The organism is Pseudomonas sp. PS01303, from assembly GCF_029959385.1.
GTDB classification, from domain to species: domain Bacteria; phylum Pseudomonadota; class Gammaproteobacteria; order Pseudomonadales; family Pseudomonadaceae; genus Aquipseudomonas; species Aquipseudomonas rustica.
In genome coordinates this window covers 1-6214 of the sequence record NZ_JASCPK010000224.1, presented here as the reverse complement: position 1 = coordinate 6214, position 6214 = coordinate 1, and the positions used below count along the sequence as shown (strand labels likewise).

The window sequence follows — 6214 nt, the reverse complement described above, 5'->3', positions numbered from 1 at the left end:
TCCCTGTAGGAGTGAGCCTGCTCGCGATGGCGTTGTGTCATATGACATCAATGTTGAATGTCAGACCGCTATCGCGAGCAGGCTCACTCCTACAGGGACTGCGGTGAATGAGGAATCACAGGCAATAAAAAACGGCCCGCTTCCTTTAGGAAACGGGCCGTTTTCAGGTGAGCCGTAGCTCAGCGCATTACTTGTTCAGATTGAAATCTTTTTCCGCAGCTTCGAAGCGCTCAACCATGCCGCGAGTCGGTTCGCCCGCCTTGCTGACAAAGTAGATCGCCAGGCTGGCGAAGATGAAACCCGGGATGATTTCGTACAGACCCAGCAGTTCGAAATGCTTCCAAACCACCACGGTGACGGCACCAACCACGATACCGGCCAGTGCGCCGTTGCGGGTCATGTCTTTCCAGATCACCGAGATCAGCACAACCGGGCCGAATGCAGCACCGAAACCCGCCCAAGCGTAGGACACCAGGCCCAGTACGCGGTTATCCGGGTTGGCCGCCAGTGCGATGGCGATCAGTGCAACCAACAGCACCATGGCGCGACCGACCCAGACCAGCTCCAGTTGCGAGGCCGATTTACGCAGGAAGGTTTTGTAGAAGTCTTCGGTCAGGGCGCTCGAGCACACCAGCAACTGGCAGCTCAGGGTGCTCATCACCGCAGCCAGAATGGCCGACAGCAGTACACCGGCAATCCATGGGTTGAAGAGGATTTTCGCCAGTTCGATGAACACACGCTCGTGGTTCTCGGTGACAGGGCCGGCCAGTTCCGGGTGCGCAGAGAAGTACGCGATACCGAAGAAGCCGACGGCCACGGTGCCACCCAGGCACAGGATCATCCAGGTCATGGAAATGCGACGCGCCTTGGCGATCGATTTCACCGAATCCGCCGCCATGAAACGCGCGAGGATGTGCGGCTGGCCGAAGTAGCCCAGACCCCAGCCCATCAGCGAGATGATGCCAATGAAAGTGGTGCCTTTGAGCATGTCGAAGTTGCTTGGATCTTGCGCTTCGATGGCCAGGAACGTGGTGTCGACGCCGCCGGTGGCCAGCAGCACGATGATCGGCGTGAGGATCAGCGCGAAAATCATCAGGGTCGCCTGAACCGTGTCAGTCCAGCTTACCGCGAGGAAACCGCCGATAAAGGTGTAGGCAATTGTCGCCGCAGCACCGGCCCACAGCGCCGTCTCGTAGGACATGCCGAAGGTGCTTTCGAACAGACGGGCGCCGGCAACGATGCCGGAAGCGCAATAGATGGTGAAGAACACCAGAATCACGATCGCCGAGATAATCCGCAGCAGACCGCTTTTGTCTTCGAAACGGCTGGCGAAGTAGTCCGGCAGGGTCAGGGCGTCGCCGTTGTGCTCGGTCTGCACACGCAGACGGCCGGCAACGAACAGCCAGTTCAGGTAAGCACCGACGATCAGGCCGATGGCGATCCAGCTTTCGGACAAACCGGACATGTAGATGGCGCCTGGCAGGCCCATCAACAACCAGCCACTCATGTCGGACGCACCGGCGGATAGCGCGGTGACGACGCTGCCCAGGCTGCGGCCGCCCAGAATATAGTCAGAAAGGTTGTTGGTGGAGCGATAGGCCATCAAGCCGATCAGCACCATTGCTGCGATGTAGATCACGAACGTGATCAAGGTTGGATTGCTAACGCTCATTAAGTTACGCCCTGGCTTTGTTTTTATGTAGCGGCGGTGATGAACCGCGCGCAAACGACGACGTTTGGCAGACGATTCGGGATCCCGCGCATTTAGGACTGATGTTTCCCCAGGAAAGCCATCAGCCGATACACCGGACTATTTTCCCGGTTGCACCTTGGGCGCGAATCCTATGCAACAAAGCAAAAGAGGTGCAACCAGTTTCGTGAGAATAAGTTGCACCTAGTCGGTTTTATCGACAATCACCGCGTTTTTGCTCCCTTTTGTGGCAGTCATGGCCATTTGCTAGAAGCAAAAGCACCAGGCAGGAGCAGTACTTTCGTACCAGAAAATAATTCCTGACGAGCTGCTTATTATTCCGGCAAAAAAAGGGTTGCACCCGGTTGCACCTCTTTCGGCGCACGGCTAATCTTGCGGCCAGCTGATGCCACGCAACTGTGGCAACCATGAGGATAAAAATATGGCTACCACCACCCTTGGGGTCAAACTCGATGACCCGACCCGCGAGCGCCTAAAAGCTGCCGCGACCTCGATTGATCGCACACCGCACTGGCTGATCAAGCAGGCAATTTTCAATTACCTGGAGAAACTCGAGGGTGGTGCAACCCTGACTGAGCTGAACGGTTTGACCGCCAAGGACGCCGATGAGGCGGGCGAAGTCCATCACGATCACGCTCACCAGTGCTTCCTTGAATTCGCTGAAAGCATCCTGCCGCAATCGGTTCTGCGCGCTTCGATCACTGCCGCTTACCGTCGCCCTGAGCCGGAAGTCGTGCCGATGCTGATCGAACAGGCTCGCCTGCCGGTCGCCATGGCTGAAGCCACCAACAAACTCGCCGCCTCCATCGCGGAAAAACTGCGTAACCAGAAAAGTGCCGGCGGTCGTGCAGGCATTGTTCAAGGTCTGCTGCAGGAATTTTCCTTGTCGTCCCAGGAAGGCGTGGCACTGATGTGCCTGGCCGAAGCGCTGCTGCGTATCCCGGACAAGGGCACTCGTGATGCGCTGATCCGCGACAAGATCAGCACCGGCAACTGGCACCCGCACTTGGGCAACAGCCCGTCGCTGTTCGTCAACGCCGCCACCTGGGGCCTGCTGCTGACCGGCAAACTGGTCTCGACGCACAACGAAGCCGGCCTGACCTCGTCGCTGAGCCGCATCATTGGCAAGAGCGGCGAACCGATGATCCGCAAGGGCGTCGACATGGCCATGCGCCTGATGGGCGAGCAGTTCGTCACCGGCGAAACCATCGCCGAAGCGCTGGCCAATGCGAGCAAGTTCGAAGCCAAGGGCTTCCGTTATTCCTACGACATGCTCGGTGAGGCGGCGCTGACCGAACACGACGCGCAGAAGTACCTGGCGTCGTACGAACAAGCCATTCACTCGATCGGCAAAGCGTCCCACGGTCGTGGGATTTATGAAGGCCCGGGCATCTCCATCAAGCTGTCGGCATTGCACCCGCGTTACAGCCGCGCGCAATACGAGCGTGTGATGGACGAGTTGTACCCGCGCCTGCTGTCGCTGACCCTGCTGGCCAAGCAATACGACATCGGCCTGAACATCGACGCCGAAGAAGCCGACCGTCTCGAACTGTCGCTGGATCTGCTAGAGCGCCTGTGCTTCGAGCCGCAACTGACTGGCTGGAACGGCATTGGTTTCGTCATCCAGGCTTATCAGAAGCGTTGCCCGTATGTGATCGACTACGTGATCGATCTGGCTCGCCGCAGCCGTCATCGCCTGATGATCCGCCTGGTGAAAGGCGCGTACTGGGACAGCGAAATCAAACGCGCCCAGGTCGAAGGCCTGGAAGGCTATCCGGTCTACACCCGCAAGGTGTACACCGACGTTTCCTACATCGCTTGCGCACGCAAACTGCTGTCGGTGCCGGAAGTCATCTACCCGCAGTTCGCCACGCACAACGCCCACACCCTGTCGGCGATTTACCACATTGCCGGTCAGAACTATTACCCCGGCCAGTACGAATTCCAGTGCCTGCACGGCATGGGCGAACCGCTCTACGAGCAGGTTGTAGGTAAAGTTTCCGACGGCAAGCTGAACCGTCCGTGCCGCGTGTACGCACCGGTCGGTACTCACGAAACATTGCTGGCGTACCTCGTACGTCGCTTGCTGGAAAACGGCGCGAACACCTCGTTCGTCAACCGCATCGCCGATCAGTCGATTTCGATTCAGGAGCTTGTGGCCGATCCAGTGGCGCAGATTGAGCAGATGGCGACCGTGGAAGGTGGTTTCGGCCTGCCGCACCCGCGCATTCCACTGCCGCGTGATCTGTACGGTGCCGAGCGCGCCAACTCCAGCGGCATCGACATGGCCAACGAACATCGTCTGGCTTCGCTGTCCTGCGCCCTGCTCGCCACTGCCCACACCGACTGGAAAGCCGCGCCGATGCTCGGTTGCGCTTCCAGCACTGAAACCCCGGCAGCCGTGCTGAACCCGGCGGATCACCGTGATGTGGTCGGTCACGTTCAAGAAGCCACTGTCGAAGACGTCGACAACGCCATTCAATGCGCGCTGAATGCCGCACCAATCTGGCAGGCCACTCCGCCGGCCGAACGTGCGGCGATTCTGGAGCGCGCCGCTGACTTGATGGAAGGCGAGATCCAGCCGCTGATGGGCCTGTTGGCTCGCGAAGCCGGCAAGACCTTCGCCAACGCCATCGCCGAAGTCCGCGAAGCCGTCGACTTCCTGCGTTATTACGCGGTGCAGGCGCGCTACGATTTCAGCAACGACGCCCACCGTCCATTGGGCCCAGTCGTGTGCATCAGCCCGTGGAACTTCCCGCTGGCGATCTTCAGCGGCCAGGTTGCTGCGGCACTGGCTGCCGGCAACCCGGTATTGGCCAAGCCTGCCGAGCAAACTCCACTGGTTGCGGCTCAAGCCGTGCGCTTGCTGCTCGAAGCCGGGATTCCGGAAGGCGTGCTGCAATTGCTGCCGGGGCGCGGTGAAACCGTCGGCGCCGGCCTGGTCGGTGATGAACGCGTCAAAGGCGTGATGTTCACCGGTTCCACCGAAGTCGCACGTCTGCTGCAACGCAACATCGCTGGCCGTCTCGACAGCCAGGGCCGCCCGATTCCACTGATCGCCGAAACCGGCGGGCAGAACGCGATGATCGTCGACTCCTCGGCACTGACCGAACAAGTCGTGATCGACGTGGTGTCGTCGGCGTTCGACAGCGCTGGCCAGCGTTGCTCAGCGCTGCGGGTACTGTGCTTGCAGGAAGATTCCGCGGATCGTGTCATCGAAATGCTCAAAGGTGCCATGGCGGAAAGCCGTCTCGGCAACCCGGAGCGCCTGTCCGTGGACATCGGCCCGGTGATCGACGCCGAAGCCAAGGCTGGCATCGACAAGCACATCCAGGGCATGCGCGATAAAGGTCGCAATGTTTACCAGGTGGCAATTGCCGACACCGAAGAGGTCAAACGCGGCACCTTCGTCATGCCGACCCTGATCGAACTGGAAAGCTTCGACGAGCTGCAACGCGAGATCTTCGGCCCGGTGCTGCACGTGGTGCGCTACAAGCGTAAAGAGATCGATCAACTGATCGGCCAGATCAACGCTTCCGGTTATGGCCTGACGCTGGGCGTGCACACGCGGATCGACGAGACCATCGCCAAGGTGATCGACAACGTCAACGCCGGTAACGTCTACGTTAACCGCAACATCGTCGGTGCCGTGGTCGGCGTGCAGCCATTCGGCGGCGAAGGCCTGTCGGGTACTGGCCCGAAAGCCGGCGGCCCGCTGTACCTGTACCGTTTGCTGGCGACACGTCCTACGGACGCTATCGAACAATCCTTCGCTCGCGGTGATGCGGTTATCGCCCCGGACGTGCGTTTACGCGACGCCATGAGTAAACCGCTGAACGCCCTGAAAGCCTGGGCTGAAAGCAACAAGTACGCCGACCTGAGCACCCTGTGCGTGCAGTACGCGGCGCAATCGCAGAGCGGCATCACCCGCGTGCTGGCCGGCCCGACCGGCGAGAAAAACAGCTACGCCATTCTGCCGCGCGAGCACGTGCTGTGCCTGGCCGAGGTTGAAGGTGATCTGCTGACGCAACTGGCGGCGGTGCTGGCGGTAGGCGGTTCGGCGGTATGGCCGGAGTCCGACATCAGCAAGGCATTGTTCGCACGCTTGCCGAAGGACATTCAGGCGCGGATCAAGCTGGTTGCCGACTGGAATAAAGACGAAGTGGTGTTTGATGCGGTTCTGCATCACGGCCACTCCGACCAGTTGCGCGGCGTTTGCCAGCAGATTGCCAAGCGTGCCGGCGCGATTGTTGGGGTTCAGGGCTTGTCCCAGGGCGAGACCAACATTGCCCTGGAGCGTCTGGTGATCGAGCGCGCGTTGAGCGTTAACACTGCGGCGGCGGGTGGTAATGCCAGCTTGATGACGATCGGCTAAACCGCTGTAACTCCAGGCGACCGCAATGGTCGCCTGGAATGAAATCCCCTGTAGGAGTGAGCCTGCTCGCGATAGCTATCTATCAGACACATTTGTTTGACTGACACACCGCTATCGCGAGCAGGCTC

The 6214-nt window shown here is 59.9% G+C and carries 2 protein-coding genes; one reads left to right on the top strand and one right to left on the bottom strand.

All coding sequences use genetic code 11. From position 1 onward, the window contains the following. Positions 1-187: 187 nt before the first annotated feature. Positions 188-1672, bottom strand: coding sequence for a sodium/proline symporter PutP (putP, locus tag QMX93_RS29235; protein ID WP_212544862.1), 1485 nt, complete (start codon positions 1670-1672; stop codon positions 188-190). A 460-nt stretch (positions 1673-2132) separates the two neighbouring features. Here putP and putA point away from each other — a divergent pair, with 460 nt between their 5' ends. Continuing rightward, the gene (gene putA, locus QMX93_RS29230; RefSeq protein WP_282359040.1) at positions 2133-6086 is read left to right on the top strand and encodes a trifunctional transcriptional regulator/proline dehydrogenase/L-glutamate gamma-semialdehyde dehydrogenase; all 3954 of its coding nucleotides are present in this window, start codon (positions 2133-2135) and stop codon (positions 6084-6086) included. The last annotated feature ends 128 nt before the right edge of the window (positions 6087-6214 follow it).